The organism is Herbaspirillum sp. RTI4, from assembly GCF_034313965.1.
GTDB lineage: Bacteria > Pseudomonadota > Gammaproteobacteria > Burkholderiales > Burkholderiaceae_D > Herbaspirillum.
Genome location: NZ_JAVIWQ010000002.1, coordinates 2,501,732 through 2,527,816, shown reverse-complemented (window position 1 = coordinate 2,527,816; position 26,085 = coordinate 2,501,732). Strand labels below are relative to the sequence as shown.

The window sequence follows — 26,085 nt, the reverse complement described above, 5'->3', positions numbered from 1 at the left end:
CAATACTCAGCTCAGGCTGTCGTATTGATGTTGCGGCCGATATTCGGATTGGCAGGCACGGGCGGCAATGCGCTAATCAGTTGCGCGCCGGTGTTTGCCTGAATGTCCATCGCTTTTTTCAGCATCTTCATATCAATCGAATCGGTATTTTTATCCGACGCCATTTTCGTTGCAATTTTTTCAATAGCCGAGGTGATGTCCATGCTAGATCCTTATATGAGAAGTGGGTACCGGAAGTAAGTACCAAGAGTGGGTACATTCGAATTATCGGCAGCAAATCCCAAAACCTGAATGCCTGCCTCGTCCAAAGCATACGCCGCTTGCATGCCCTGCGCTCACCGACTGATGATATCTCTTTGCATAGGAGCAAGTCTGGCCAGCACGCGGTATTGGATAGGCGCAGGAATACTGAGCTGCACCATGGCGGTCTGGAAATCTTCGGTCATGGCATTAAAACGGGCCTGATTGATGCCCAGGCCCTGATGCACTTCCTTCATTGGATCGCCGGTATAGACACAGGGGCCGTCGACCACCTTGCACAGATGCTCTGCCAGCATGGCCCGCAAGCGTTTCATTTCACTCTCAGAAAATGTTTCCTTGATACGCGGATCGTCCAGCGCGATCTTCAAAAAACCGTCAACGATATTGTTGATCACGGCTTGCCCGCCAAGGCTGTCGTAAAGGGTTTCAGTAGTCTCGGCTCGCGCCGACGATAGCGTTAGCAAAAGCATCAGCATCAGCATCGCCAGAGGAAGGAAGGAAAATTTTCTCATCAGATTCCTGATCGCAACTTAAAAGCCAGCCTGCAAGGACAAATAGGCGCCGTTTTGCCGGCGGGTATTGTAAATAGTGATGTCGCCCAGCGCCACGTAAGCGAGTGTCACCGAGACATTTTTGATGGGGAAATAGGAAACAAAAACATCGTAATTGTCCTTTTCCTGATCGATGGCGAGATTGCGCGGCTTCATCCTGTATTCGACACCGGCCAGCAGTTGGCGCGAAATTAGATAGGCGGCCGACCCCTCCGCCATCAATTGATAGCGGTTATGCAGATCGCCGCCAAAACCCATCAAACCCATCTGGTTTGCCTTGGTGGCGCGCAGAGTGCCGTTAAGCAGGATGCTTTGTTCCATGAACAGTTTGGTGGCGCTCAGGTAGTAATCAATGCCGTGGTCGCTGGCTGCGCCAAGCTGGGTGACGTTATTCACGCCGCTTAAACCGCCGACACCGTTATTGTGTTTGAACATGGCCCCGACAGCGATTTGCGGCACCCAGGTGTCCTGATCGTAAACCAGGTTGCCGCTCAACCTGACTTTGACGCCGACAATATCCTGCTCCAGTCGCAAATGATTGAGCGGTGCCTGACTGCCGGTGAATATTTGCTTGTTGAGCGAAAACTCGACCCGGTCGGCAATCCCGACGGCGACGCCGTACGAGGTCAAGGCGTAATCCTGCGTCGGCAAATAGGTGATGTGCGCCGCCCCACCGTAGCTGTCGCGCGTGCCGTAACCGGCAATCACCGCCCACGGCGTCAGCCCGCCGCCAGCAGCACCTTCGACCTGACTGACACCGGCAGTAGCCGCCAGTCGGCCCATGTCCGGCACAGGGAAAGACTCGGCAGCGGCGGTTCGCCAGGCCAGTCCCAGCGCCAGCGCCAAAACAACGCCCCCCTGACGACTGACCTTCACTTGTCCCTTGTTCGGTCCATCACATCGCATGCGCATTTTTTTGAAGTAAGCGGTCTGAGTCATCATTAGTACGCCCTGCTCACGCAGTCCCTTTTACTGAAATAGCCGATCCACCGGGCGCCTGCCAGCCGGCCAACCAGCCCTGAAACGCGGCGGCAGGCATCGGTTTGCTGATGAAATACCCCTGCGCCTGATCGCATCCCATGGCCGACAGCAAATGCCAGACCGCTTCGCTTTCTATGCCCTCGGCAACCACCCGCAAGCCAAGGTTATGGCCAAGGTCGAAAGTCGATTTGACGATTTTTGCATCGTCGGCGTCCTGCTCCATATTCAGTACAAAGGATTTGTCGATTTTCAATTCATCGTCCGGCAGCCGCTTGAGATAGGCCAGCGAGGAATACCCAGTACCGAAATCATCAATCGACAAATCCAGACCCATGTTGTGCAAACGCTCCAGCGTCAGTTGGGCGTGCGCCGGATCGTCCATGATGGAACTCTCGGTAATTTCCAGACAAAACGCGCTCGCCGACACGCCATGTTCCTGAAGAATATTGCCCAGAATGACCGGCAACTCCTGATCGTGCAAATCGCGCGCCGACAAGTTGACGGAATATTTCAACACAATCCCCTGCCCGGTCAATTGAGCGCAAATGGCGGCGGTGCGGTTGAAAATTTGCACCGTCATTTGTCGGATGAAACCGGTGGTTTCAGCGAAAGGAATGAAGCTGTCGGGCGGCAGCAAACCCTTGGTCGGATGCAACCAGCGTATCAGCGCTTCCGCGCCGACGACCTTGCCACTGGCCAAGGCCACTTTAGGTTGCAGGTAGAGTTGGAATTCATCACGATCGAGCGCGCGCCGCAATTCCGACAGCAAGGACAAGCTTTCCTGACTGCTGCGGTTAAGCGCGGTTTCGTAGACCACCACGCCGGTGCCGGCACGTTTGGCGTTGTACATCGCCATTTCCGCATGACTGAGCAAGGTGTCGGTATCGGCCCCATGTTCCGGGTAACCGGCGATACCGATGCCCGCGCCAAGATCGACCTTGTGGTCTTCCAGCGACAAAGGCAATTCAAGCGACTCCAGTATGCGCAGGGCCTGAATGCGCGCACCTGCCAGTTCAGTATCGGGCAACAGGACGGCGAATTCATCGCCGCCGAGGCGCGCCACATGATAAGTGTCGCGCACCAGTTGTTCCCGGATGCGCGCGCCCAGTTGTTGCAGCAGCAAATCGCCCAGCGTATGGCCGAGCGTATCGTTGACGTGCTGGAAGCGGTCCAGATCCAGCATCAGGACGTAACACTGCTGCCCGGTCTCTTTGGCTTTGTCGATCGCGCTTTGCAGCAGATTGGCGAACTGCGTGCGGTTCGGCAAGCCGGTCAGCGCATCCCAATAAGCCAGTCGGCGGATTTCCAGTTCCCGTTGCGCAATGCCGTCGCGCATGTGCTCAAACGAATCGGCCAGTTTGCCGATTTCACCCTCGCGTTTGACCGCAATTTTCGCCAGATAATCGCCCTCGCCAAGACGCTTGGCCGTGTCAGCCAGTGCGCGCAGAGGACTGGTCAGGTGTTTGGCGGTCAGCATGCTGGCGATCACGGCAACGATCACACCGGCAATCGTCAGCATCAGCAAGTTGAATTGCAGGAGCCGGTAAGGGGCGATGGCTTCACTGATGGAGCGCTGCAAGACGACGACGGCACTGTGCTTGGGTGTCTGGATCAGCGTCAGCCTGCGGGCGCTGTACTGGTTGCCGTCAATCTCCAGTTCTCGCATGAAGGCGGCGTTTGACTTGTCTTGCAGATGCTTTGCCAGCATGCTTTCCGCTTCGGCCGACATGGTCGAGACGTCCGGCACCCAGTTTTTGTCAGCGTCCCGCACCAGCAGCGTCACCTGAAGCGATGACAATGCCTTCATGTCGGAAATCAGGCTGTTATCGATGGGGAAGCCCATCACGACCCAGGCAATAGTGAGAGGGGCTTTGACCGGCACGGCTACCAATTGATAAATGCGCTGATCAACTACGGCGAAATCGGAGGTGATGCTGCCCTCCCCGGCCTTTTCGACCAGCTCCAGACTGCTGCTCTCCAGATCGGGCATGGAGGCATTCAGGGTCGAGGCCTTAATTTTCTGATCCGTACCGATCAGCATGGCCAGCGATGCGCCGATACGTGCGCCGTGATTGGTCAACACCGACTGTATCGTCTCTCTGTCATCCGAAGCGATGGCCTGACGGAAGCCGAAATCAGCGGCCAGCAGACGCGCACCCAGTGTCAGTTTTTGCGCGTTCTGGTCCAGCAGACGCATGAACACTTTTTCGCCCACGATCAGATTTTCCTGAATCGAAGTACGTGCGTTTGCTTCAATCGCAGAGCGGATAACAAAAAAACCGGCCAGTTGGACTAGCAGTATCAGGAGTGTGAACAGCGCGACAATGCGACTTTGTAGACTACGCACAGAGCAAAACCTTCCGTTTTATCGTTTTATTAAAGGGATACTTTGACGCTCAGTTTGACGTTGGCGCTGGTATCGCCGCCCTGGTAGTCGAGCGACTGCTCAGGGACAGTGTCGCCTTGCATGGTGAAATACCAGGCTTTCAGGCGATATTTACCGCTGACGAGTTCGGGCAACCGGGCCATTCCAGCGGCATCGGTTTTGGAAAAATACGGGGTGTTGACGATGTGAATATAGGCCACCATCGAGTCATGGATATTGCAACCCACGACGACGGTGCCTGGCTTGTCGAACAAGATGGCATTGCCCGGTACGCCGGAATAAAGTTTTAGCTCAAATGGTTTGGCCGGGGAAAACGAATAGACGTGATGGCGCACTTTATCGTTGTTGGGGAACAGAATCGAGGTTCCTGTTTGCACGACGGTCACCAGCGGCTGAAAATGCAATTCACGCTGTTCGATTTCAGCTTGTTTGAGCGGCTTCGGCAGCGTTTGTCCCGAGGCCGCTTCTACATAAACCACCGCATTGGGTACCGGCCGGCCGGTTGCGTCCAGCACATGTACGGTAATGCTATTGGCCAGACAAACTGCCGACGAACTCCAGAGCAGTGCCGTCAACAGCAGGGAAATCAGCGTCCAGCGCCTGAGAAATTGCGATCTCATATCGGGATATCCAACCAGAAGCAGGTGAATATTGCTCGTTATCACTAAAATTATTTTTAAAAATAGGCAATATCAACCGGGAATTTACACTATTTCCCCTGCGACTAGCGGTAAAAAATCGTACTAATAACAAGCGTGGCTACACAATGCCGTTCATGCTTCGCGCACGGCGCACAAATAACCGATGATGACCGGCAATATTTCCGATTGAAGCTGCTTGGGGTCGATCCCCTCCTGTGTGCTACGGACGACGGACGTCACCAACACACGGAATATTTTGATCAGGATGAATGCCGCCAGATCGATATCCGGCACGGTCAGAACTTTGCGGTGCTTTTCCAGCAAGGCCTTGATTTCCTCGAATATCAGACGGCGCACTTTGTCGTCGACAGGGAAATTTTTGGCGGGCACTTCTTCGTTAAAAATACGATGCAACTCGGGTTGCACAAGATGGGTTGCGACCATTGCCCCGATCAGCACATTCAGATCGCTGCTGAGCGTATCGCTGATCGTTCCGCAACGGGCAATTTTTCTGAAAATTTCCAACATGCCATTCAGGTGACGCTCACGAAGAGCAAAAATTAAAGCATCCTTGTTGGAAAAATATTGATACAGAGAACCGACACTGATGCCAGCCTCGGCCGCCACCAGATTGGTATTTGTTTTGGCATAACCACGGGCAATAAGAACCCGGGCGGTTGCATCGAGAATCGTATCGACCATGGCTCTGGAGCGGGCTTGCTGGGGTTCCTTGCGGGACTGCGGAGACTGCGGTTTCATGGGTGGGTTTCTGTGAAAATTGAAGAAATAATGCAAGGTGAGCAATTATTCGTATTCCCAAGTATAATTCAAATCACCCTGCAGCACCACGATGGATTTACCAACCAATAAATGACATGACGCTCTTCGCCTGCCGCACTTCAGACATTCTTTCCCCTACATCGCTCAACACATTGACACTCAAGCGAAGCCTGCTTGCCTGCATGGCAGCCAGCACACTTGGCCTCGCCGGTTGCGCCAGTTTCAATGGCATTCACAGCGACAAGCAGATTGCCAAAACAAGCGACTTTGCTACCGAGCAAAGTCTGGCAAGTGAAAAAGGCGAATGGCCGCGCATCGATTGGGCTGGCCGCTTCGGCGACCCGCAACTCAGCGCACTGATAGAAGAAGCCCTTGCCAACAACCCTAGCCTGCAACAAGCACAGGCGCGTATCGCCGCTGCCGGCGCGTTGGCAGAAAGCAAGGGCGCACCGCTGCTACCGACCGTCGATGCGCAGGCGTCGGTGATACGCAACCGCTTTTCCGAATCGTCGATCTACCCGCCTCCTTACGGCGGTGGCTGGTACAACGACAAAGTGGCCTTGGTGCATGTCGGTTACGAACTGGATTTATGGGGCAAAAACCGCAGCGCGCTGGATCAGGCACTGTCGCGTGAAAAAGCCGCCCAAGCCAGTGGCCAGGAAGTGCGTCTGACCATTGCCGCTACCGTCGCCTCCGTCTATAACCAGCTGGCGGCGCTTTACACGCAGCAAACGATTCTGACCAATATCGTCACCCAGCGCAGCCAGTTGCAATCGATCACGAAAGATCGAGTGACAACGGGTCTCGATCCTCAGAGCGAACGCAATCAGTCGCGCGGTACCGAAGCCGATGCCCGTGCGCAGCTGGTAGAAAACGAAGGTCAGATCGTCTTGACCCGGCAGCAACTCGGTGCCTTGCTCGGCAAGGGGCCTGACCGGGGCCTGCAAATCGCCACTCCGCATCTCAATGAGTTCATCAGCGCAAACTTGCCGGAGCAATTGCCCCTGAACCTGCTGGGACGTCGTCCCGACATCGTCGCGGCACGCTGGCAAGTGGAAGCGGCCCAAAGCGGCATCTCCGTAGCCAAAGCCAAGTTTTATCCCGATATTAATTTATCGGCCAGCTACGGTTTCGACAGCCTTCTCAGCAGAAATCCATTCACTGCAGCCAGTCGCAGCATTAATCTTGGCCCCGCCATTAGCTTGCCCTTGTTTGAAGGCGGCGCATTGCGCGCCAATCTAAAAGGCGAATATGCGACTTACGAACTATCCGTAGCCAACTACAACCAGACGCTCAATGATGCTTTTGCCGACGTGGCGCACCAGATTGCAGCGATTCATTCGATACAAAGGCAATTGCCGATCCGGCGCGAAGCAATCAATGCCGCAGAAAGTGTCTGGCAATCTGCGCAGCAGCGTTTCCGGATCGGACTGGTGTCGAAACTGGCGGTACTCAATGCCGAAACTGCGTTTCTGGCGCAGCAACAGTTAATGGCCGCGCTGCAAGCCAACAGCCGCGCCCTGCAAATAGGCTTGATTAAAGCCTTGGGCGGCGGTTTCGATGCGCAGCAAAGTGGTCTGGCGCTTGCCGCACAGCCATCAGGGCCGGAATAAAAAGTCAGCATCCATAAAAATCAAGCGATCTACACATCATCAATACGCCAGGGGTGGCAGCATGAAGCACCTTTCCTGGCAATTCAAAATCAATAGAAATCCCGGAGCAATACATGAGTGATAATTCTTCGCCCGAACGCGGCAGCAATGGCCGCCGCAAGTTTCAATTAATCCTGGTCACACTGATCGTGCTGGCCATTGCGCTGATCTTGTTCCTGTACTGGTTTTTGCATTCGCGTTATTTTGAAGATACCGACGATGCCTATGTCGGCGGTAATGTCGTGCAGATTTCCTCGCAGATTAGCGGAACGGTCACTGCCATCAAGGCAGACGACACGCAAATGGTGAAAGCCGGCCAGCAGCTCATTACGCTCGATGCCACCGATGCCAATGTGGGCCTGGCGCAAGCCGAAGCTGCGCTGGCGCAAGCCGTGCGGCAGACACGCCAAATGTTCCTCAACAATGACACGCTGGAAGCCGCTGTGACTGCCAGCCAGTCCAATCTGGAACGGGCGAAAGAAGATTTGCGCCGCCGTCAGGCGGGTGTCGCTTCGGGTGCTGTGGCGCAAGAAGACGTTTCCCACGCCATGGACAGCTTCAAGAGCGCGACAGCGATGCTGGAGCAAACCCGCGCCAGCCTGGCTGCCAACCGGGCGCTGACCGACCGCACCAGTGTCGTCAATCACCCCGCAGTGCGTCAAGCCGCCGCGCAGGTCCGCAACGCGTATCTGACCTACGCCCGCAGCACGGTGATCGCACCGATTCCCGGCTATGTTTCCAAGCGCTCGGTACAAGTCGGCCAGCGTATCGCCGCAGGCAGCCCGCTGATGGCCATCGTGCCGCTGGAACAAGTCTGGATTGATGCCAATTTCAAAGAACCTCAGTTGAAGCACATCCGCATTGGTCAGCCGGTTGAGGTGATCGCGGATGCTTACGGTTCCGACGTCGTATTCCATGGCACTGTCTCTGGATTTTCCGCTGGTACCGGCGGCGCTTTCTCGCTGCTGCCTGCGCAAAATGCGACCGGCAACTGGATCAAGATCGTGCAACGCGTACCGGTCCGTATCGCTCTGAACCCGGATGAAGTGCGCGCCCATCCTCTGCGGATTGGCTTGTCCACTACGGCTACGGTCGATATCCACGGCGATGGCAAAGCATTGACCGGCGCTGCCAACACCGGCTATCAGACCTCCGTCTACGAGCAGCTCGGCAAAGAATCCGACAACATCGTCGCCCGCATCATCAGCGACAACAGTGGTGCCAACAGCGTCCCTGTTCCGGCCAAATCACCCCGGGCCGTCCTCACGACGCCCAATACCTGACCGATACCAAGTTAATCATGGCGACTAGTCCTCCGTTTGCTCCGCCGCCGCCATTAAAAGGCGGCACCCTGGTGCTGGCCACGATTGCGGTTTCTCTGGCCGTGTTCATGAACGTGCTCGACACATCCATCGCCAACGTCGCCATCCCCACCATCTCCGGCAATCTGGGTGTGTCGATCGATGAAGGAACCTGGGTCATCACCTCCTTCGCGGCGGCCAATGCCATATCGATTCCGCTGACCGGCTGGCTGACTCAGCGTATCGGTCAGGTGCGCTTGTTCGTCACGTCGATTTTGCTGTTCATCGTCGCCTCCTGGCTGTGCGGTCTGGCACCTACCCTGCCGATATTGCTGGCGGCGCGGGTGATGCAGGGGCTGGTCGCCGGGCCGATGGTGCCGCTGTCGCAATCGATTTTGCTCGGCTCCTATCCCAAAACCAAAGCCACTTTTGCGCTCGCGCTCTGGAGCATGACGGCGGTGGTCGCGCCAGTGGCTGGCCCGGCGCTGGGCGGCTGGATCACCACCAATTACAGTTGGCCCTGGATTTTCTACATCAACATCCCGGTCGGTTTGCTTGCTGCCGGCATTACCTGGAGCATTTACCGCACGCGGGAAACCCCGACGCATAAGCTGCCTATCGACAAAGTCGGTCTGGCGTTGCTGGTGACGTGGGTGGCGACGCTGCAAATCATGCTGGACAAGGGCAAGGATCTGGACTGGTTTGCCTCCCCGGTGATTGTGGCGCTGGGCTTGATTGCGGCTGTCAGTTTTTGCTATTTCGTGGTGTGGGAATTGAACAACGCTCACCCTGTAGTTGACTTACGACTGTTCAAACGACGCAATTTTGCTGGTGGAACGCTGGCCATTTCCATTGCCTACGGAGTATTTTTCGGCGGACTGGTGCTGTTGCCGCAATGGATGCAGCAATACCTCGGCTATCGTTCTATCGATTCGGGTTTGGTCACGGCACCGATCGGTATTTTTGCCGTAATCATGATGCCGTTCGTCGGCAAATATTTGCCCGTCATTGATCCACGCAAGATGGCGACGGTTGCCTTTGTCGGGTTTGCCCTCGTATTTTTCATGCGCTCAGGTTACAACCTGGATGTCGACCGCTGGACACTGATTTATCCCACCTTGCTGCAAGGCATCCCGATGTCCTTGTTCTTCGTGCCATTGACGGCGGTTATCCTGTCGGGTTTGCCGCCGGATAAAATTCCCGCTGCAGCCGGTCTGTCGAATTTTGCGCGGGTATTTTGCGGCGCGGTCGGCACCTCGGTCGCCACCACGATGTGGGATCATCGCACCATCGTCCATCACGCCCAACTGACCGAGCACGCCACTGTCTATAGTCCGTGGCTGCAAGAAACCATCAGGGGCACCAGTCAGGCGCTCAATCTGGATCAGGGACAAACGCTGGGACTCATTGAGCGGACGCTCAATGCCCAGGCGGCGATGTTGGGTCTGAATGATATTTTCTGGGCCTCGTCCATCATTTTCCTCGCGATCATTCCACTGATCTGGATCACCAAGCCTGCCCGTGCAAGCAAGGCCAGCGCGGAAGCAGCCGCAGCCGCGCATTAAGCGGCGTAAGTTAAGGAAATTGACGTTGGAGTAAGCGTACTGAGGACTAAGGACTAAGGACTAAGGACTAAGGACTAAGGACTAAGGACTGAGAGACTTGCGGATTCATCTGCAACGCGGCGCAATTTCAGGGGGGTGTTGCCTATCCTGAAATTGCGCCGTTTTGCATGCTGCGTCGGAGCTTACTTAGTTCTCTTACTTAGTTCTGAACTTCCAGCGCGCGATTGAGGCTCAATGCGGCCAGAGAGCAGGCGGCTCCCGACAGCAGATACAAGCTGACGTAGGCCAGACCGAAGTGCGCTGAAAGTCCCAATGCCACCAGCGGGGCGAAACCCGCACCCACCAGCCATGACAGATCGGAAGTCAGAGCTGCGCCGGTATAGCGGTATTTCGCCGGGAAGTTGGCGGTCACGGCGCCCGCAGCTTGTCCGTACGACAAACCGAGCAGAGCGAAACCGACCAGGATGAAAATGTCTTGTCCTGCATCACCACCGTTGATTAAGGTCGGGACAAAGCCGCTGAGGACGGCAATCATCGCCGCCAGAAATCCCAGCGTGGTGCGACGGCCGAAACGATCAGCAATCAGACCCGATGCAATCACCCCCAATGCCATCAGACCGGCACCAAACATCTGGATCACCAGAAAATCACTGATGGAACGCATCGAGTACAGGCTAATCCACGAAAGCGGGAATACCGTCACCAGATGAAACAAGGCATAACTGGCTAAGGCAGCCAGGGCGCCGATGATCACGTTACGGCCTTGCGACCCCGCCATTTCAATGACGTCCGTCTTGTCCAGCTCACGCTCATCCAGCAGGCGCGCATATTCCTTGGTTGAGACCAGACGCAAACGGGCAAACAAGGCCACGACGTTGATAGCAAAGGCAACATAAAACGGATAGCGCCATCCCCAATCGAGGAAGTCTTCCGTTGTCAGATCGGCTAACAGGTAGGCGAACAGGCCTGCGGCAATCATGAATCCGACCGGCGCACCCAACTGTCCCAGCATCGCATACCAGCCGCGTTTATTTTGCGGGGCATTGAGCGCCAACAAGGAAGGCAATCCATCCCATGCCCCGCCGAGCGCAATGCCCTGCCCTATGCGCAGCAAAGACAAAAATACGATAGAAGTGAAGCCTAAATCCAGGTAGGTCGGCAAAAATGCCATGCCAGCGGTGGAAATGCCGAGCAGCAGCAGCGCCATCGTCAGTTTGGTTTCACGGTCGAAACGACGCTGGATGGCCATGAAAATGACCGTGCCGAAAGGCCGGGCCAAAAAGGCGAAGGAAAAAATGACGAATGCATATAAGGTACCCTCCAGCTTCGACTCGAAAGGGAAGAATACGGAGGGAAACACCAGCACCGAGGCGATCGCATAGACGAAAAAGTCAAAATACTCGGACGCGCGACCAATGACGACGCCAATCGCGATTTCGCCCGGAGCGATGGACGCATGATCCGCGCTGCTGCTTGCGTTAGAATAATTACCGGGAATTTCGCCGTTGTGACTACGGATGGTGGACATAATGACTGCCTCTCTATCGTTTTGATTATTTATTTAATAATTACTTGTCTCTGCCGAACACCCAACATCTGCTTTGCTGCCCTTCCAGTGATACCAGCACAGCAATACCTGCACGCTGATACTTATACAGCGATACACAAAGAGGTAGGACAAAACGTCCAATCGTCATTGCAAGACCCTTCATGTACATTAGCATGGTTTCCCCTTTATTAATGGACTTCCCTGCATGTCTACCCTGAACGCTCGCCGCGTATTGGCGCTCACCCCAGCTATTTTGTTGACCGGGTGCAATATGGTGGTGATGAATCCGTCAGGAGATATCGCCGCCCAGCAGTCTAATCTCATCATCATCTCTACAGCACTGATGCTGTTAATTATCGTCCCGGTGCTTGCACTGACGATATTATTTGCCTGGCGCTACCGCCACAACAACACCGCGGCGGTCTATGAACCGGAATGGGATCACTCCACCAAGCTGGAACTGATTATCTGGGGCGCACCGCTGCTCATTATCATCGCTCTTGGCCTGCTGACCTGGATCAACACCCATACCCTCGATCCTTACCGCAAACTGTCGCGACTGGATGCAACGCTTCCGATCACGTCCGAAACCAAGACGCTCAATGTCGAAGTGGTCGCGCTCGACTGGAAATGGCTCTTTATTTATCCCGATCTGGGCATCGCCACAGTCAACGAACTGGCCGCCCCGATAAATATGCCTATCCATTTCAAAATTACGGCTTCTTCGGTGATGAATTCGTTCTACATCCCTGCGCTTGCCGGACAGATTTACGCCATGCCTGGCATGCAAACCGAACTGAATGCGGTCATCAACAAGCCCGGCGTATTTGACGGATTTTCTGCCAACTACAGCGGTGCCGGGTTTTCAGACATGCGCTTCAAATTCAAAGGCATGAGTTCCGACGACTTTGATCAGTGGGTGCAAGCCACCAAGTCTGGCAAAACCAAGCTGAACCGCGACGATTATCTGCAACTTGAAAAACCAAGCATTCGCGATCAGGCACGCCGCTACAGCTCGGTTGACGCCAGCCTTTACCATGCGATCCTCAACCGCTGTGTCGAGTCCGGCAAGATGTGCATGGACGAAATGATGGCGATGGATGCTCTGGGCGGCGTATGTAAAAGCCCTTCGCAAATTGCGATGAACAAACCAGAATTTTCCCCGGTAAAACGGGAAACAGGAATCAGCGCTATCCTGACGCGCTGATACGACTGGCTCCTCAGCGCTTACTACATTGATAGAGGCAATAAGGAGCCTGAGTGAACAGTAAAAATTTTTACCTGCATCAAAGCCTTGCCGGCAGCTTTTTCTAAAGATTTTTGCTACGACTGGCCCTACCCGCGTTTTTCTCGGAAAGTATCACATGCTAGACCACATTGATTTAACCAAGCTGATCTTCGGACGGCTCAACTGGGATGCCATTCCCATCCACGAACCGATATTAGTGATGACGTTTGCCTTCGCTGCTCTCGGAGGACTGGCAGTTTTTGCCGCACTGACTTATTACCGGGTGTGGGGCATCTTGTGGCGCGACTGGTTTACCAGCATCGACCATAAACGCATCGGCATCATGTACATCGTGCTGGCTATCATCATGTTGCTGCGCGGTTTCGCAGACGCATTGATGATGCGTCTGCAACAAGCACTGGCCTTCGGCGACTCTGCCGGCTTCCTACCGCCGCATCACTATGACCAGGTCTTTACCGCGCATGGCGTGATCATGATCTTCTTCGTGGCCATGCCATTGGTGACGGGTCTGATGAACTACGTCGTGCCGCTCCAGATCGGCGCACGTGATGTCGCCTTCCCTTTCCTGAATAATTTCAGCTTCTGGATGACTACCTTCGGTGGTGGTCTGGTAATGGTCTCCCTGTTCGTCGGCGAATTCGCTCGCACCGGCTGGCTGGCTTACCCGCCACTGTCGGGTATTTTGTACAGCCCGGATGTGGGGGTTGACTATTACATCTGGTCGCTGCAGATTGCCGGCGTCGGGACCTTACTGTCCGGTATCAACCTGATCGCCACCATTGTCAAAATGCGTGCGCCAGGCATGACCATGATGAAAATGCCGATCTTTACCTGGACCGCCTTGTGCACCAACGTACTGATCGTCGCAGCGTTCCCTGTCCTCACGGCAGTACTCGCCATGCTTGGGCTCGACCGTAATCTCGGCACCAACTTCTTCACGAATGACATGGGCGGCAGCGCCATGATGTATGTCAATCTGATCTGGATATGGGGTCATCCTGAAGTCTACATTCTGATATTGCCAGCCTTCGGCGTTTTTTCGGAAGTCGTATCCACTTTCAGCAGCAAGCGGCTGTTCGGCTACACCTCGATGGTCTATGCCAGCATCGTCATCACCATCCTGTCTTACCTGGTCTGGCTGCACCATTTCTTCACCATGGGCTCTGGTGCCAGCGTCAATTCGTTCTTCGGCATTACCACGATGATTATCTCGATCCCGACCGGAGCGAAATTATTCAACTGGCTGTTCACCATGTATCGCGGTCGCATTCGCTATGAAGTGCCGATGTTGTGGGCGGTCGGTTTCATGATTACTTTCGTCATCGGCGGCATGACTGGCGTTTTGCTGGCAGTGCCACCGGCCGACTTCGTGCTGCATAACAGCCTGTTCTTGATTGCGCATTTCCATAACGTGATCATCGGCGGTGTCGTGTTCGGTATGTTTGCCGGTATCAACTACTGGTATCCAAAAGCCTTCGGTTACAAGCTCGATGCGTTCTGGGGCAAATGTTCATTCTGGTTTTGGATCATCGGCTTCTACATGGCTTTCATGCCGCTGTACGTGCTGGGCCTGATGGGTGTCACACGCCGCCTCAGCCACTTTGAGGACCCATCATTGCAAATCTGGTTCCAGATCGCTGCTTTCGGTGCGGTGTTGATTGCACTGGGTATTGCCTCGTTCATCATCCAGATCGTGGTCAGCTATCGTCGTCGCGAATCACTGCGCGACCATACCGGCGATCCATGGGGCGGTCGTACGCTGGAATGGTCAACCTCATCGCCACCACCGGCTTACAACTTTGCATTCACCCCAAAGGTGCATGACATCGACGCCTGGACCGACATGAAAAAACACGGCTACACCAGACCGCTGAAAGGCTTTAAAGCGATCCATATGCCAAAGAACACCCCTGCCGGCATCATCATCGCCGGACTCAGTGCGGCATGCGGTTTCTGTCTGGTCTGGCAAATGTGGTTGTTGGCTGGCGTGAGCCTTGTAGTAATGCTGGCGGCAATCATCATTCATACCTTTAATTACAAACGCGATTACTACATCCCTGCTGACGAAGTTACCAGCACGGAAGACAACCGCACACGCTTGTTAGGCAGCCATGTCTGAAATTATCTCTCCCCCCAACGGTGTCGTAGACACTGACTCAAGCACACGTTATTACGTGCAGGAGCACCATCCTGAAAACGGCACCTTGCTCGGTTTCTGGATTTATCTGATGAGCGATTGCCTGATCTTTGCCTGTCTGTTTGCCGCTTATTCGGTACTCGGTCGCAACTATGCAGGCGGTCCATCGGGCGCGCAAATATTCGAACTACCCGTCGTCGCGCTAAACACCGCGCTGCTGCTGCTGTCGTCGATTACTTACGGCTTCTCGATGCTGGAAATGCAACGCGAACGTCTGCGCGGCACCATGTTCTGGCTCATCATTACCGGTCTGCTCGGTGCGTTGTTTATTTATTTCGAACTGTCGGAATTCACCCACCTCATTGCTGAAGGTAACGGTCCACAACGCAGCGGCTTTCTGACGGGCTTCTTTGCGCTGGTCGGCACGCACGGTTTGCACGTCAGTTTCGGCATCCTGTGGCTGGTCACGTTGATATTCCAACTCAAACGCCATGGCATCACGCCTGAAAATCGTCGTCGTGTGATGTGCCTGTCGATGTTCTGGCACTTTCTGGACGTGATCTGGATTGGCGTCTTCACCTTTGTCTATCTGATGGGAGTGTTGCCATGAGCGCGCACCAGGAACATCCGGCGCATGACGCCGGCCACGATGATCAGCACATGCATGCCGATCATGGCAGCTTCAAAAGCTACCTTACCGGATTTGTGCTCGCCGTCATCCTGACTGCTATTCCATTCTGGCTGGTCATGGGCAAGGTATTCGACAAGTCCAGCACCACCGGACTGGTTGTGTTGGGTCTGGCAGCAATCCAAGTCATCGTGCATATGGTGTATTTCCTGCACATGAACGGCAAATCTGAAGGTGGTTGGTCGATGCTGGCCCTTCTGTTCACAGTCTTGATCGTTGTGATTATGATGAGCGGCTCGCTGTGGGTGATGTATCACCTGAACCACAATATGATGCCAGGCATCATGCCTGATTCCATACGCGAAATGCGCAACATGCCATGAACCCGGTGCCGCTTGGCACCGGCCGCGGGGATGCGCCCAATGGCGCACCTCCCCCGCGGACAGCCTTGCAATTAGCGCTGTTTTTTTCTATCTTGCTCATCACTGCCTGCTTGTTTGCTTTGGGTACCTGGCAGCTCTTTCGTTTGCAGTGGAAGCTCAATCTCATTGAACGGGTAGAACAAAGAGTACGCGCTCCCGCGGTTGATGCTCCCGGCCAGCGACTCTGGCCAACAATCACCGCGCAATCCGATGAATACCGACACGTTCGTGTAACAGGTCGCTTTTTGCTCGACCGTAGCGTGGAGGTTCAGGCAGTCACCAGACTTGGCAGTGGCTTTTGGCTAATAAGCCCTCTGCAAACAACTGACGGCAACGTCGTGCTGATTAATCGCGGCTTCATTTCTGCTGCAACGGCTGCTCAAGTCACCCCGAATTCCAGCAAATCGGTACAGGATTTCAACATCACGGTGGTGAGTGGTTTACTCCGCATGAGCGAACCGCATGGAGGTTTTCTGCGCAGCAACGCGCCCTCTTCCGGCCGCTGGTATTCCCGCGACGTACAAGCCATTGCCACAGCACAAAATCTGAACAATGTGGCACCTTATTTTATTGATGCCGACGCAAGCAAGCCCTCTGGCGAGAGCCAATCTGACACCGACTCGCCAGACTATCCGGTGGGCGGTCTCACAATCATCGCCTTCGCCAACAATCATTTTGTTTATGCTATAACTTGGTACGTCCTTGCGCTTATGCTTGCCGGCGCTTGCTGGCACGTCAGCCGCAAGGGAAAAAATGTGTCGCGGGGTGACGACCAGCCAAGTTGAAAGAGTGGAACCACTGAATACCATTAATAAAACCGAGATGCCGGTACGCGGCCCAAAAATCAATGACAAAGGTGCAGTAGCAGCGGATTTTGAATTCGCCGCCGGCCACAAGAACATGATGCATCTGATCCAGCTTCGCTGGATGGCCGTGGTCGGGCAAATCACCACCATTTCTGTTGTGACCCTGGTCTTCGGCATTGAACTCCCGATGCCGCCAATGCTGGCTTTTCTGGCCTGCCTCATCGCCTTCAATATCGCCAGCCATTTGCGCTGGCATGAAACGCAAATCGTCAGCAACCGGGAATTATTTTTCGCCTTGCTTGTTGATGTCGGCAGTCTCACCGCACAGCTGTATCTGAGCGGCGGCACGGCGAATCCCTTCGTTTTTCTTTATTTGCTGCAAGTGATCCTGAGCGCGGTATTGCTGGAAGCATGGTCCACCTGGATCATCGTCGTCATCACCAGCATCTGCCTGACCGGACTGGCGTTGTTTGCCCGGCCACTGATACTGCCCGCCGACCATAACCATGAATTGTCCGGCCTGTTTATTCTTGGTATGGTCATCTGCTTCGTCCTCAATGCCGGTTTGCTGGTGATTTTTATTACCCGCATTGGCCGCAACCTGCGCGCACGCGATACGCAATTAGTCGAACTAAACCAGCGTGCGGCGGAAGAAGATCACATCGTCAGAATGGGTCTGCTCGCTTCCGGCGCGGCGCATGAACTCGGCACTCCCCTGGCCACCCTATCCGTTATTTTGGGCGACTGGAAACGAATGCCCGAATTCCGCGCGCATCCCGAGTTACTGGAAGAGCTCGGCGTCATGGAATTTCAATTGCAACGATGCAAAAGCATCGTCAGCGGCATTCTGCTGTCAGCCGGAGAAGCGCGTGGCGAATCGTCGGTAAGAACGACGCTCAATACCTTCCTGAATGATCTTGCCAGCGATTGGCGCTCGTCCCGTGCGATTGGTACATTCATTTATGCAAACCATATTGGTCAGGACGCTCCTGTGGTCTTCGATTCCGCGCTCAAGCAAATGATTTGCAATGTACTCGACAATGCCCTGGAGGCCTCACCCCAATGGCTTGCGCTGACTGTCACGATGGAGTCCGGCGCAATCCACTTGAAAATTACGGATACCGGCCCGGGATTCACCCCAGAGATACTGGCACATTTCGGCAAACCCTACGTTTCGAGCAAGGGCCGGGCAGGCAGCGGATTAGGACTGTTCTTCGTCGTTAATGTGGCGCGCAAACTGGGAGGCACCGTGTCGGTGCGTAATCAGGACAAGGGCGGAGCGTCGGTTGAACTCATCTTGCCGCTGGCCGCAATCAGTCTGGAAGACGGTAACGAGCACGGTAAAGAGGACAGCAACAAAGATGGCAACTGAACGACGTATTCTCATCATTGAAGATGATGCCGCTTTCTCGCGCACCCTTGCGCGTTCATTCGAGCGACGCGGGTACACCGTTTTTTCTGCGGCGACGATGGCAGAAGCGGAAACACTGCTGGTGCATGCGCCAGGCTATGCGGTGGTCGATCTCAAACTCAACGACAACACCTCCGGTCTGGCATGCGTGAAGATGCTGCACAATCACAATCCCTCGATGCTGATCGTGGTGCTGACCGGCTTTGCCAGCATCACTACGGCAGTCGAAGCGATCAAACTCGGCGCCTGCCAGTATCTGGCCAAGCCGTCCAACACCGATGATATTGAAGCGGCATTTGGGCATATCGCCGGCGTTGCCGAAGTCGAACTGACCAACCGCTCGACCTCCATCAAGACCCTCGAATGGGAGCGCATTCACGAAGTACTGGTGGAAACCAATTTCAACATCTCAGAAACCGCCCGTCGCCTGGGCATGCACCGGCGCACACTGGCGCGCAAGCTTGAAAAACAACCCATCAAATAAAGCGGTTTTTTCGGCCCGACCCCAATAGGAATTTCTGCCCGGCTGATCAGAGTTCGATATGCACCCGCACCGTCATCACGTTCACTGGCCCACGGTCGGCGTTATATCCGGGATTAACGATGTGCTGAAATCCAAACATCATAGACGTGCTGTCAATCACGCGGGCGTTGTAGTAAAGCTCGCTAATTTTCTCCGACTTGTAATTGAGTCGCCCATCACCGAGGAATGCGCCCAAACCACCTTGCGCCAGATAATCCCGATGCGATTTACTCAATCCGTTCTGAGCAACGGCCAGACCAATAGAGTCCCTCTCGCGGCCCCAGCGTGCGCCCTTGACGACGATACCGGTCGACACCGAATTATCGATCTCAGTAAACGAGTAAGTTTCTGATTTTCCATCCGACCAACTGGCGCGGGCGAACATACCAACATCAGAACGCAAACTCTGTTCCAGATTAAGTCCGTAGCCGGTTTTAAAACTGTCTTTACGCACATTACCGACATCCGGCGTACCGCCATTGGCGCGCGCATAGGCTAAAGCATCCGTAAAACTCCCCATGATTTCCCGGTTGCGAAATGCCAGCAAACGGATTTTTCCCGGCTGATCGGCCAGAGTGTGCGCGTGCTCAAGTTCAATCTGATCGCCATACCGCGTCGCCAGTTTGCTATCGAGCTGCGGGCCATTCGACAGGATAGGCACTTCAAAACGGCCGCCGCGAAATACCCATTCGTCAAAATAATATTCCGCAGCAATACCGACGGTGTAGCCCTTCTCGTCGGCAGCATAATCGAATGCACCTTGCGTAAGGAAAGCCCAGTTAGTGAACTGAGTACGCGCATCATGCGCATAGGCGTTATTGTCGAAAATATCGATCACCGCCAATTTACCGGCCGTAATTACCAGGCGCCGCTTATCGACCATACCGGCCAATTGGTTTTGCCCCGATTCGACAGCATCTTGCCCGCCACCAAAGCCAAACGTCTGCTTCAGATACATCCGTGCCACATAGGTTTTGACGACTGCCCCACCGCCCTTTTGCTGTTCGCTGTTAGTCAAACCACCCAGACCATGCAAAGTAGAAAACGCCACTGACTGTGTCGCTTCCGGATTGAAATATAACTCAGCGCCTTGCCACAAACGCAAGCCAAAATAAGCCGTCGAGGTGTACGAGTAAGCCGTTTCGGATTGCGGCAGCAAGCTATTGGTGCCGGCATATGGAGAATTGATAGAAGGTTTCTTCTGCCAGATATACGTCCCCTGAAGTTTTGCATTCCAGACTTCATTCTGAATCGGCGGCAGTTCCGACGCGGTAGCAAGGACTTCCTGCGCTTGCGCTATGAGCGGCAAGCTGAACAAATGCGCAAACACGACACTCGCCAGAATATTTTTTTTATGATGGAACATAAGGTGCTTTATAGTTAATTATTAAGTTCGAATGATTCCTGGCGATTCCACCAACCACCACCCAATGCCTGAAATAAGGCCGCCGTATCACTCAAACGACTGGCCTTCGCTTGCGCCAGTGCCGACCGGGACTGCGCAGTAGCCTGCTCAGCAGCGAATAAAGCCAGCCGGCTAATATCGCCTAATTGCCATTGACGTCTGGCGATCTGCGTCGTTTTAGTAGCGGCCTGTTCTGCCCGCTGTGCCGCTAACAATGCGGCGGTATCGGACTCAATCGCGTGCAATGCATCGCCGACATTTTGAAATGCGCCAATGACTGTGCTGCGATATTGCGCGGCAGAAAAATCGTAGGCAGCTTCCGCCCCTTTTTGTTTATGGCGCAAAGTGCCGCCATCGAAAATGGGTTGCGTCAGCGATGCCGCCAGATTCCAAAAAGTGGTCGGGCCGGAAAACAAATCCGCTGCTCTTACTGCCGCATTGCCACCGCTGGCCGTGATATTGATATTCGGCAAACGTGCTGCTACCGCAACGCCGATTTGCGCATTCGCTGCCCGTAACTGCGCTTCGGCCATCAACACATCAGGACGTTGCTCAAGCAAACGCGCAGGCAAAGACAAGGGCAGTTCGGCGGGAAGAATCAAGCCATCAAGCGTGAATTGGTAAGACAAAGACTCGCCGGGAGTCCGGCCGACCAGTGCCGACAGCAAATTACGATTCGCATCAAATTGTTTTTGTAAAGGTGGCAACGCCGCCTCCGCCTGCGCAAGAACCGATTGCTGTAGCGCCATATCCAGTTGCGAGGCCTGACCCAATTCGACTTGTCGTTCGTAAGATTTAATAATATTGATTTGAATCGACAAGACACTTTGGGCGGCCTCTATCTGCGCGCGCAACTGAGCTTCGGTAATCGCCGCAGAAACAGCATTGGCTGCCAGCGAAAGGCGCGCCGCCTCCAACTCATGGCGCTGCACCTCTTCCTGCGCCACCAGCGATTCCACCGCGCGACGATTGGCACCGAACAAATCGGGCGTGAACGACACACTGAGCTGTGCCGTCGTCAGGTTATAAAGATTGTCGCCGGACGCCGCCGGACTGGCCAGTGTGTTGGCAATGCGTTGACGGCTGGGCTCAATACCCATGGCAAGCGTCGGATAATAAGCACCGGCCTGAGCGCGACTCGCTTCATGTGCCACGCGAAGTGCTGCCTTAGCCGCATCGAGCGTAGGATTTTTCAGCAGAACTTCGTTGACGAACGCAGCCAGTTGTTTCGACTGGAACAACTCCCACCACTGAGCAGGAATGTCCATGCCGGACACAATGGTCTGCTGTCCTGCGCCGGTTTTCTGCGCAGGATAAGCAGCGTCCGGCGACAGGCTTGGTTGCTTATAATCAGGGCCGACAGCACAGCCACTGGCCAGCATGCCGAGAGCAAGCATCACTGCCAGACCGAGCGTATTTTTATAAATCATTATGCAAGAGCTCCGGTTCCGAACTGCTTCTATTACCCGCCGACTTGTCGAAACGTTTTTCTATCGCAAAATACAGGGCAGGTAAAATGAACAAGGTCAGCAGAGTGGCAATCGGCAAACCGCCAACGACAACCGTTGCCAGCCCGCGTTGCACATCAGTCCCCACTCCCGTGGCCAGCGCCGCCGGCAACATCCCGACAGACGCCACCGTCGCCGTCAGAAGTACGGGCCGGAAACGCTCCGCAGCACCGGCCATTACAGCTTCTGCCAGATTGGTGTTATTGATCCGCACCCGATTAATATTGGACACCATGATGATGCCGTTCTGCACAGCCACACCAAACAAGGCAATGAAGCCGACCGAGGTCGCGATATTGAGCGTTTCTCCTCGAACATGGAGTGCAATCAATCCACCCAGCATCGCCAATGGCACCACACCGAGAATGAGCAAGGCATGGCGCAGCGTTTTAAACTGCGTGTAAAGCAGCACCGCCATTACCGCAACGACCAGCAACATCACGAATATCAGACGGGATTCGGCACGCTGTGCATTTTCAAACTGCCCCGCCCATTCCAGACTGAAGTGGCTGTGATCGAATTGCAATTCTTTTTCAATCCGACCCTGGGCATCCTTCAAATATTCCGACAGCGCCCGGTCACGGTTGTCAATGCGTATCGTCAGTTGTCGCTTGCTGTGTTCATGGGAGATGGTGCTCTCCCCCATTTGAAGTCTGATATTGGCCACCAGCTTCAAGGGAATTTGCGCGCCCGAAGAAGACGTCAGAACCAGATTGCCTAACTGCTTAGGATCGGAAGCAACGGCATGCGGCAAGTGCAAGGCAATATTATGGATACGGTCATCGTTATAGACTTGCCCTACCGGTGCGCCACCGACGGCATTTTGCACCAAGGACATGATGTCGCTGGAATTGATGCCATAACGGGCGGCGGCTTCACGATTAGTTTCCACAACAATTTGCGGAATCGGCGGCTCCTGGAAAATCGACGCTTGCGCCGTTCCCGGAACCAGCCGCAGCAAATCGACAATCTTGCCGGCCAACTCACGCATTTGCGGCAGATCGTCGCCATACACGCGCAGTACCAGCGGGCTGTGCGCGCCGCCGACCGCATCGTTGACGCCATCGACAATCGGCTGGCTGATGCCGATATCCATACCGGGCAATTGTTTGAATTTGGCATTCAGTTTGCGCACGAACTCAGCCTTGGTTTCACCATTAGCCCATTGCGAATAGGGCTTCAATCCTACCGATGCTTCAGTATGCGAAGGAGTCCAGGGATCGGTGCCGGAATCATTGCGCCCGGTTTGCGTCACGATATACGACACTTCAGGAAACGCATTCACGGTGCGTCGCAATTCGGCAGTCATTTCAGCGGCTTTGTCGAGCGAGAGACCGGTCGGCATCTGCACTTGCAGCCAGAGAGAACCTTCGTCAAGTTCCGGCAAAAATTCTTGCCCTACGGTCATACCCATGAAAATCACGACCGCGAGGGTGACGGCGCTGCAAAGATAGGCTAGCGGCAGGCGTTGCAGCAATGCGCTCAACGATTGGCGATATAAATTATGCAGACCCGTCAGTACCCGATTGTGCGGAATGCGACGCGGCTTGCGCAGCGCCATATAAGCCAGTCCGGGCACCAGCGTAATCGTGCACAGCAAAGCACCAAACAAGGCAAAGCCCACGGTGTACGCCATAGGCGCAAACAGTTTTCCTTCGGCGTGTTCAAACGCCAGCAGTGGCAAGTAGGCCGTGATGATGATGCAGGTGGCAAAAAAGATCGGCCTGGCGACGTGGTTGGCCGTTGAAATGACGAGCGAGGAACTCAGATGCTCCGTCGGTCTTTCTTCTCGCAAGCGAAGGATGGCTTCGATCATGACAATCGCGCCATCGACGATTACGCCGAAGTCGATCGCGCCCAGCGAAAACAGATTCGCCGGCATTTTGGCGAAGTGCATCAGGATGAAGGCCGTCACCAGCGACAAAGGAATCGTAATGGCTGCGATCAGTGCCGCACGCGGACTGCCGAGAAACAGTATCAGGACAATACACACCAGCCCCACGCCTTCGATAACCGTATGCGAGACTTTATCCACGGTCGCCTGCACCAGTTCATCGCGGTCGATAAACGGGACAATCTTCACGCCCATCGGTGCCATTGTTGCATTCAACTCGTCGACACGCTTGTGCACCAGCTTGAGAACACGCGATGGATTTTCATATTTCAGAAGATCGACGATGCCCTCGATCGTATCGGGATTATTGTTCTTGGCCAGAATGCCTTGCCGCACCTGATGCCCGAATTGCATACGACCCACATCGCGCACCAGAATAGGTATGCCATTGCGCTGAGCGATCAAGATATTGCCAATATCTTTCAGACTCAACACGCGTCCCACTCCGCGCACGATATACGATTGCTCGCCACGGGAAACACGACCACCGCCGGCTATCGCAGAATTATTATTGATGCCGGTCACGACGTCGTTGACGGCAATACCGAAGCGCAGCAATTGCGCCGGATCGAGTTCGAGTTGAAATTCCTTAGTAAAGCCGCCGAAATTATCGACATTGGCTACACCCTGGATCGAGTTCAGGGCCGGGATGACGGTCCAGCGCTGGATCTCAGATAGCTCAAGCAAATTCTTCGTTTCAGATTCCAGCGTGTAGCGATAAATCTCACCGGAGGGGCCGCTCACAGGATCGAGTCCTGGAGTCACACCGGCAGGCATGGGAACGCTGGCAATGCGCTCCATCACACGTTGACGTTCCCAATAATCTTCAGCGCCATCGCGAAACACCAGCGTAATCAGCGACAAACCAAAGGTGCTGGAGGAGCGCATGGATACCAGACCCGGCGTGCTGCTAAGGGCGCGTTCCAACGGGGTAGTAATTTGCTGTTCGATTTCTTCCGCAGCAAGACCTTGCACCTGCGTGGTCACCTGGCAACCGACGTCGGCCAGCTCGGGATAGGCTTCTACTGCGATCCGCGTCCATGAGTAATAACCGAATGCGGTGAGAAATACAGTTAGCGCAATGATGGCAATGCGGTTGCGGAAACAGAATGCGAGAATCCGGTTAATCATTGAGCAAGACTCCGCCCTTGACCACAACCCGATCGCCTGCTTTTAGGCCCGACAAAATCTGCACACTGTTATCGTCCTCGTCGCCGGTTTGCACCTTGCGTCGCTCGAAAGTCCAGGCGGGGGTTTCGACCAGTACCGTGATAGTGTCGTTATTCATCAGCAACGCCGATTGCGGTACCGAAAGATAAGTACTACCGGGAAGGATGACTCTGACGCTGGCGAACATATTCGGTTTCAATGCGCCATCGGTATTGCGTAAACGAACGCGTATTTTCTGGCGGCGTGTATCCGGTTCGATGAGGGCATTGGCGGAAGCCACCACGCCTTTGATGATCCGCCCCGGATACGCGGTCAGGGTAATGTCGACCGGACTTCCTACGCTGATAGCCTCCACATCGGATTCCGCTGCATTCGCTGTGACGAACACTTCATCCAGATTGGCAATCGTCATGAGGGTGGCCGTGAGGTCGTTGACATTGGAACCCTGACCGACATTGAGCGCCGTCACCACACCGGCAGCCGGCGCGGTCAGATGTAATTCACGCTGCAGATCACCGGGACGTCCGCCGAGCACACGCAAGCGCGATTCTGTCCGCGTCAATTCGGCTTGTGCCTGGTGCATGGTGCTTTCTGCTGCTTCGAGATCTTTATCCGCAGTAGCGCCCGCTTCCCTGACACCACTGGCGCGTTCTGCCGCACGTTTGGCCAAAGCAAAAGCATCGCGCGCTTTGTCCTGATCGGACCAGGCGGCAGCCAGATCGCCGGAACCCAGCGTCGCCACGATCTGACCAGCTTTAACACGGTCGCCCAGGCTGACTTTCAGGGAAAGAATTTTTCCGGTCAACGGCGCAAGGATATTGACGATGCGTGCCGGATCGGCCTCGACCGCCGCCGGCAAAGTAACTGTCCGTGGCAGTTGAGCGTCGGTGATTGTTTGCACTTGCAGGTGACTACGTAACGCGGATTTTTCGGCGACCACATAACGACCGCTTACCATGCTGAACATCGGCACGTCAGTCGTCTCTTGAGAGGCACTTCGATTGCAAGCGCTGCTGGCGAATGCGACGCTGAAACACAGGACGATCCATTTCATATCAAACCTTGACAACATGTTTATCCTTGGATTTTCGTGCGGGTGGATTGCGTGATTGGGAAAGCAAATGCGTACTGGCGGGCTGATCGCTGCACGCTCCTCGCTTTGCGCGAACGCGACCACAGTTCTCCAATGGAGATGCACTTTACGCTCGGGGTGTGTCAAGCGAATGACAGATTTTTTTGCGCTGCATTTTTCGAGTTAACACGGC

21 protein-coding genes are annotated in these 26,085 nt (G+C 54.7%); 10 read left to right on the top strand and 11 right to left on the bottom strand.

Translation table 11 applies throughout. The features are described 5' to 3' along the window. Window positions 1–11: 11 nt before the first annotated feature. The 6 genes from RGU70_RS11285 to RGU70_RS11260 all read right to left on the bottom strand — a co-directional run bounded on the left by RGU70_RS11285 (window position 12) and on the right by RGU70_RS11260 (window position 5,579). Complete coding sequence (locus RGU70_RS11285) at window positions 12–203, bottom strand: YjfB family protein (RefSeq protein WP_322209494.1); 192 nt, start codon at window positions 201–203, stop codon at window positions 12–14. A gap of 132 nt (window positions 204–335) precedes the next feature. Further along, a complete protein-coding gene (locus RGU70_RS11280; protein ID WP_322209493.1) occupies window positions 336–773 on the bottom strand; it encodes a group 1 truncated hemoglobin in 438 nt (145 codons plus the stop codon). Window positions 774–791: 18 nt separating this feature from the next. Further along, window positions 792–1,754 (bottom strand): DUF3034 family protein, encoded by a 963-nt coding sequence (locus RGU70_RS11275; RefSeq protein ID WP_322209492.1) that lies wholly within the window; start codon window positions 1,752–1,754, stop codon window positions 792–794. A 13-nt stretch (window positions 1,755–1,767) separates the two neighbouring features. Beyond that, entirely contained in the window at window positions 1,768–4,140 is a 2,373-nt protein-coding gene (locus RGU70_RS11270; RefSeq protein ID WP_322209491.1) for an EAL domain-containing protein, read from the bottom strand. Between the two features lie 29 nt (window positions 4,141–4,169). After that, entirely contained in the window at window positions 4,170–4,799 is a 630-nt protein-coding gene (locus tag RGU70_RS11265) for a methylamine utilization protein (protein ID WP_322209489.1), read from the bottom strand. Window positions 4,800–4,952: 153 nt separating this feature from the next. Further along, a complete protein-coding gene (locus RGU70_RS11260) occupies window positions 4,953–5,579 on the bottom strand; it encodes a TetR/AcrR family transcriptional regulator (protein WP_322209488.1) in 627 nt (208 codons plus the stop codon). A gap of 203 nt (window positions 5,580–5,782) precedes the next feature. On the opposite strand from RGU70_RS11260, the gene RGU70_RS11255 reads away from it, so the two are divergent. The 3 genes from RGU70_RS11255 to RGU70_RS11245 all read left to right on the top strand — a co-directional run bounded on the left by RGU70_RS11255 (window position 5,783) and on the right by RGU70_RS11245 (window position 10,118). Continuing rightward, entirely contained in the window at window positions 5,783–7,213 is a 1,431-nt protein-coding gene (locus tag RGU70_RS11255; RefSeq protein ID WP_322209487.1) for an efflux transporter outer membrane subunit, read from the top strand. Between the two features lie 113 nt (window positions 7,214–7,326). After that, the gene (locus RGU70_RS11250; protein WP_322209486.1) at window positions 7,327–8,535 is read left to right on the top strand and encodes an efflux RND transporter periplasmic adaptor subunit; all 1,209 of its coding nucleotides are present in this window, start codon (window positions 7,327–7,329) and stop codon (window positions 8,533–8,535) included. Between the two features lie 17 nt (window positions 8,536–8,552). Then, the gene (locus tag RGU70_RS11245; RefSeq protein ID WP_322209485.1) at window positions 8,553–10,118 is read left to right on the top strand and encodes a DHA2 family efflux MFS transporter permease subunit; all 1,566 of its coding nucleotides are present in this window, start codon (window positions 8,553–8,555) and stop codon (window positions 10,116–10,118) included. A gap of 199 nt (window positions 10,119–10,317) precedes the next feature. On the opposite strand, the gene RGU70_RS11240 is transcribed toward RGU70_RS11245, so the two are convergent. After that, entirely contained in the window at window positions 10,318–11,646 is a 1,329-nt protein-coding gene (locus RGU70_RS11240) for an MFS transporter (protein WP_322209484.1), read from the bottom strand. Between the two features lie 226 nt (window positions 11,647–11,872). Between RGU70_RS11240 and cyoA the strand changes: the two genes are divergently transcribed. From cyoA to RGU70_RS11205, 7 genes are all read left to right on the top strand, one after another. Next, on the top strand, window positions 11,873–12,874 hold the full coding sequence (cyoA, locus tag RGU70_RS11235; RefSeq protein ID WP_322209482.1) for a ubiquinol oxidase subunit II: 1,002 nt from the start codon (window positions 11,873–11,875) through the stop codon (window positions 12,872–12,874). 157 nt (window positions 12,875–13,031) lie between these two features. Further along, the gene (cyoB, locus tag RGU70_RS11230) at window positions 13,032–15,035 is read left to right on the top strand and encodes a cytochrome o ubiquinol oxidase subunit I (protein WP_322209481.1); all 2,004 of its coding nucleotides are present in this window, start codon (window positions 13,032–13,034) and stop codon (window positions 15,033–15,035) included. Beyond that, a complete protein-coding gene (gene cyoC / locus RGU70_RS11225) occupies window positions 15,028–15,663 on the top strand; it encodes a cytochrome o ubiquinol oxidase subunit III (RefSeq protein WP_322209480.1) in 636 nt (211 codons plus the stop codon). The genes cyoB and cyoC overlap by 8 nt, the downstream gene beginning before the upstream one ends. Next, window positions 15,660–16,064, top strand: coding sequence for a cytochrome o ubiquinol oxidase subunit IV (gene cyoD / locus RGU70_RS11220; protein WP_322209479.1), 405 nt, complete (start codon window positions 15,660–15,662; stop codon window positions 16,062–16,064). Before cyoC ends, cyoD begins: the two co-directional genes overlap by 4 nt. Window positions 16,065–16,129: 65 nt before the next feature. Continuing rightward, on the top strand, window positions 16,130–16,888 hold the full coding sequence (locus tag RGU70_RS11215; protein WP_322209477.1) for an SURF1 family protein: 759 nt from the start codon (window positions 16,130–16,132) through the stop codon (window positions 16,886–16,888). A gap of 37 nt (window positions 16,889–16,925) precedes the next feature. Beyond that, window positions 16,926–18,281, top strand: coding sequence for an ATP-binding protein (locus RGU70_RS11210; protein WP_322210782.1), 1,356 nt, complete (start codon window positions 16,926–16,928; stop codon window positions 18,279–18,281). Continuing rightward, the gene (locus tag RGU70_RS11205; protein WP_322209476.1) at window positions 18,271–18,804 is read left to right on the top strand and encodes a response regulator transcription factor; all 534 of its coding nucleotides are present in this window, start codon (window positions 18,271–18,273) and stop codon (window positions 18,802–18,804) included. The genes RGU70_RS11210 and RGU70_RS11205 overlap by 11 nt, the downstream gene beginning before the upstream one ends. 46 nt (window positions 18,805–18,850) lie before the next feature. On the opposite strand, the gene RGU70_RS11200 is transcribed toward RGU70_RS11205, so the two are convergent. Genes RGU70_RS11200 through RGU70_RS11185 form a run of 4 tightly spaced genes read right to left on the bottom strand, consistent with a single transcriptional unit; the run spans window position 18,851 to window position 25,874 of the window. Next, window positions 18,851–20,209, bottom strand: coding sequence for a carbohydrate porin (locus RGU70_RS11200; RefSeq protein ID WP_322209475.1), 1,359 nt, complete (start codon window positions 20,207–20,209; stop codon window positions 18,851–18,853). Window positions 20,210–20,223: 14 nt separating this feature from the next. Beyond that, window positions 20,224–21,678 carry an efflux transporter outer membrane subunit gene (locus RGU70_RS11195; protein WP_322209474.1) on the bottom strand — a complete coding sequence of 485 codons (1,455 nt, stop codon included), beginning with the start codon at window positions 21,676–21,678 and terminating at the stop codon, window positions 20,224–20,226. Then, window positions 21,668–24,781: a CusA/CzcA family heavy metal efflux RND transporter gene (locus RGU70_RS11190; RefSeq protein WP_322209473.1), complete on the bottom strand. Its 3,114-nt coding sequence runs from the start codon at window positions 24,779–24,781 to the stop codon at window positions 21,668–21,670. The genes RGU70_RS11195 and RGU70_RS11190 overlap by 11 nt, the downstream gene beginning before the upstream one ends. After that, window positions 24,774–25,874 (bottom strand): efflux RND transporter periplasmic adaptor subunit, encoded by a 1,101-nt coding sequence (locus RGU70_RS11185; RefSeq protein WP_322209472.1) that lies wholly within the window; start codon window positions 25,872–25,874, stop codon window positions 24,774–24,776. Before RGU70_RS11185 ends, RGU70_RS11190 begins: the two co-directional genes overlap by 8 nt. Window positions 25,875–26,085: the final 211 nt, after the last annotated feature.